The organism is Saccharomonospora iraqiensis subsp. iraqiensis (assembly GCF_000430445.1).
Classification (GTDB): domain Bacteria; phylum Actinomycetota; class Actinomycetes; order Mycobacteriales; family Pseudonocardiaceae; genus Saccharomonospora; species Saccharomonospora iraqiensis.
In genome coordinates this window covers 114847-118102 of record NZ_KE387129.1, presented here as the reverse complement: position 1 = coordinate 118102, position 3256 = coordinate 114847, and the positions used below count along the sequence as shown (strand labels likewise).

Below are 3256 nucleotides of genomic sequence, written 5' to 3'. Positions count from 1 at the left end.
ACCGCCCGCAGCCACCACGGCGACGGCACCGGTCCGCTCACCGCGCACGCCGCGCGGTAGAGCGCCAGCACCTCGTCCTCGGGCGCACGGTGCAGCCAGGCCACCCGGAGGTCGGCGGGCCGGGCGGCGTCGGTGATCCCGAACGGCTGCTCGATCGCACCGGCCCATTCCAGTTCCACCATCGGTTCCAGCCGCGGGGACGGCACGACCGGGTACGGGGCCGTCCCGCGGCCCGCGTCCACCGCCGCGGGCTCCGGTGCCGCGGATTCCGCCGCCACCGCTTCCGCTGCTGTCGGCGGGGCCTCCGCCGGGTTCGCTGTCACCGCCGGGTTCGCTGTCACCGCCGGGTTCGCTGTCACCGCCGGGTTCGCTGTCACCGGGTCCACCGCGGTCCGGGTCACCGCCGCCGGGTTCCGTGTCGCCGCCAAGGGGTCACCTCCGTGGAGTTTTCCTGACGCCGGAATACCCACCGTCGCGTCGGTGCACATCCGGAAACCCTTCCGAGTGAGGCGACTCGTGGTGGGTTAACCGTCATTAAACCATTCTCGGCGCCTGCGGAGGTGAAAAGCGGGTCACGGAACCGTTTCCGGGACCCGCTTTCCGTTCCGTGGAACCGTGGTCAGGCGTCCCTCCGATTGGCGACCACGAGCGACACGGCCAGCAGTGCGGCCGCGACCGCGGCGAAGTAGAGCAGCGCCCCGCCCTGGCTCAGGGTCGAGGTGGACGATGGCATTCCGGTCGCCTCACCGCTCCCGGTGAGGAACTTGTGTGCCACGTTGAACGGCATCCACGCGTAGATGTCGTCCCCGATCGTCGGGATCAGCTGGACCAGCCCCTCCACGGCGAGGCTGTAGATCATCAACAACGAGATCGCCCCGGCGCTGTGCCGCACCAGAATCCCGACCGCCACCGCGATGACGGCGGAGATCGCGAAGATCACCCCGACCCCCGCGACGTTGATCCAGTCGGCGGTGCTGTCCAGTGCGAGGTCGTGGACGGGAGCCAGCAGCAGGGCCAGTCCCCAGCACGTGAAGGCGATGATCTCGCCGAGGATCAGCGAGATGATCGCGACGACCGTGGTCTTGGCCAGCAGTGCCTTCGTGCGGTTGGGCACGGCCTGAAACGTCGTGCGGATGGTGCTGAACCGGTACTCGGTCGTCACGGCGAGCGCGGCGAGCACCATGATCACGGCGAGGCCGAAGGTGTAGCCGAACTGGGTGGTCGCGACGGTGGCGGGAACGCGCTCACTCGCGTTGCCGACCACGAGCGCGGTGAAGCCGGCGGTGAGTACGATACCCGCGATCGCGCACCACCAGGGTGAGCGGGTGGTGAGAAGTTTGATGCGTTCGACGGCGAGCAGAGTCATGATTTCCTCGGTCGGTCTCGGTGGGCGGTGTGGTCGTCCGGGCGGGGTCAGGCCCCGGCGGGGGTGGGTGCCGTGGTGTCGTCGGCACCGAAGCCGGCGTGGTACTCCACCGAGTCCCCGGTGATCTGCATGAACGCCTGCTCCAGCGAGCCGCGCTGCGGGCTCAGCTCGTGCAGTACGACCTGCTCCCGTGCGGCGAGCTCGCCGATCTTCTCGCTGTCCATCCCGGTGACCAGGACGCCGTCGTCGACCTCGGTGCACTCGGCGCCCGCCGCGGCCAGCGTGCCCCGCAACCGGCCGATCTCCGGGCTGCGCACCTTGACGGTCAGGGCGGACGCACGGGCCACGAACTCGTCGGTGCCGCTCTGCGCGATCAGCTCGCCCTTGCCGATCACGACGAGCTCGCTCGCGGTCTGCGCCATCTCGGACAGCAGGTGGCTGGACACGAACACCGTGCGCCCCTCCTCGGCGAGGCGCTGCATGAACCGGCGGATCCAGAGGATGCCCTCCGGGTCGAGACCGTTGACCGGTTCGTCGAACAACAGCACCTCGGGATCGCCCAGCAACGCCGCCGCGAGCCCGAGCCGTTGGGACATGCCGAGCGAGAAGCCCCCGGCCCGTTTGCCGGCGACGTCGGTGAGGCCCACCGCGTCGAGCACCTCGTCGACACGGCGTTCCGGGATGCGGTTCGACTTCGCCATCCAGCGCAGGTGCGCCCGCGCGGACCGGTTCGGGTGCACCCACCGTGCCTCCAGCAGTGCCCCCACGGTCCGCAACGGGTAGCGCAGGTCGCGGTAGCGCTCGCCCGCGATGCGCACCTCCCCGGAGGTGGGGCTGTCCAGCCCGAGCATCATCCGCATCGTGGTGGACTTGCCCGCCCCGTTCGGCCCGAGGAACCCGGTGACGGTGCCCGGTCGCACGTCGAACGAGAGGTCGTTCACCGCGAGGGTGTTGCCGTAGCGCTTGGTGAGGCCGCGTGCCTCGATCATCTGTGTCCTCCAGTGCGGCCCGTGCCGCAGAGATGCCTGTGTCACGAGGGTGGGTCACCACGGACGCCCGGCCTCGGGCGGGGCCGCGTCCGCGGCGCGCCGTGGTGGACCACCCCCGCCCCCGCTCGAACGAGGATGCCGCACCGGGCCGGCCGCGACGTCGGTGATCACCCTGATTTCGACCCTGATTCCCGCCCGGACTCCGGTTGCTCAGTTGATGAGTGATGGTTCAATAATCTGATGGGGCGACCGCGGAGGATCAGTGTCGAACGGCCACCGCCTCGCCCGGGGCGATCTCGATGTCGACCCCGTCGAGCGCCCGCTGGGTGCCGTAGGTCTTGACCAGTCCCCGCCCGGCCGGTGCCGGTGCGGACGCCCCGGTGGGCACCGGTGGTCGGCCCGGGTTCGCACCGGTGTCCGCTCCGCCCCCCCGGGATCGTCTTGTTCCTTCCGAAAACCATGGCAGAAAGCCTCTCCCGGGTTCGGGGCCGACCGCGTCGGACGGACGGTCCGGAACCCGGGCCGGGAAATCGGCCGATCGGCCGAGTCGCCCTCGGACCCACCGCGCGGACCCACCGCGCGGAGCGACCTGCTCCCGTGCGGCGATCTCGCCGATCTTGTCGCTGTCCCTCCGGTGACGACGAGCTCGCTTCCCTGATTCCCGCCCGGAGCCCGGTTGCGCAGAGTTAATGAATGGTGATTCAATAATTCCGTGGGGCGACCGCGGAGGATCAGTGCCGACCGGCTGCTGGAGGCGGCCGGTGCGGTCATCGGCCGGGTCGGGCCGGGTTTCACGCTGGCCGCGGTGGCCGAGGAGGCCGGTGTGTCCGTGGGCAGCGTGGCGGGGCGGTTCGGCTCGCGGCACGGCCTGCTGGTGGCGTTGACCGAGGCGGGCACGGCG

At 70.6% G+C, this 3256-nt stretch carries 3 protein-coding genes and 2 pseudogenes; 1 reads left to right on the top strand and 4 read right to left on the bottom strand.

The window, feature by feature from the left end; all coding sequences use genetic code 11:
- The 4 genes and pseudogenes from ACTIR_RS27735 to ACTIR_RS26080 all read right to left on the bottom strand — a co-directional run.
- Positions 1–428 (bottom strand): annotated as a pseudogene (locus ACTIR_RS27735) (hypothetical protein); the annotation flags it as partial.
- Positions 429–619: 191 nt separating this feature from the next.
- Positions 620–1366 carry an ABC transporter permease gene (locus ACTIR_RS0119650; protein ID WP_026455558.1) on the bottom strand — a complete coding sequence of 249 codons (747 nt, stop codon included), beginning with the start codon at positions 1364–1366 and terminating at the stop codon, positions 620–622.
- 47 nt (positions 1367–1413) lie between these two features.
- Positions 1414–2355 (bottom strand): ABC transporter ATP-binding protein, encoded by a 942-nt coding sequence (locus ACTIR_RS0119645; RefSeq protein WP_026455557.1) that lies wholly within the window; start codon positions 2353–2355, stop codon positions 1414–1416.
- A 268-nt stretch (positions 2356–2623) separates the two neighbouring features.
- Positions 2624–2743: pseudogene (locus tag ACTIR_RS26080) on the bottom strand (ABC transporter ATP-binding protein); the annotation flags it as partial.
- A gap of 324 nt (positions 2744–3067) precedes the next feature.
- On the opposite strand from ACTIR_RS26080, the gene ACTIR_RS0119635 reads away from it, so the two are divergent.
- The coding region (locus ACTIR_RS0119635) for a TetR/AcrR family transcriptional regulator (protein ID WP_026455556.1) at positions 3068–3256 on the top strand (189 nt) is incomplete at its 3' end.

Coding starts and splice junctions, on each gene's coding strand:
- ACTIR_RS0119650 (WP_026455558.1), bottom strand. CDS start 1,366: ATGACTCTGCTCGCCGTCGAACGCATCAAACTTCTCACCACCCGCTCA.
- ACTIR_RS0119645 (WP_026455557.1), bottom strand. CDS start 2,355: ATGATCGAGGCACGCGGCCTCACCAAGCGCTACGGCAACACCCTCGCG.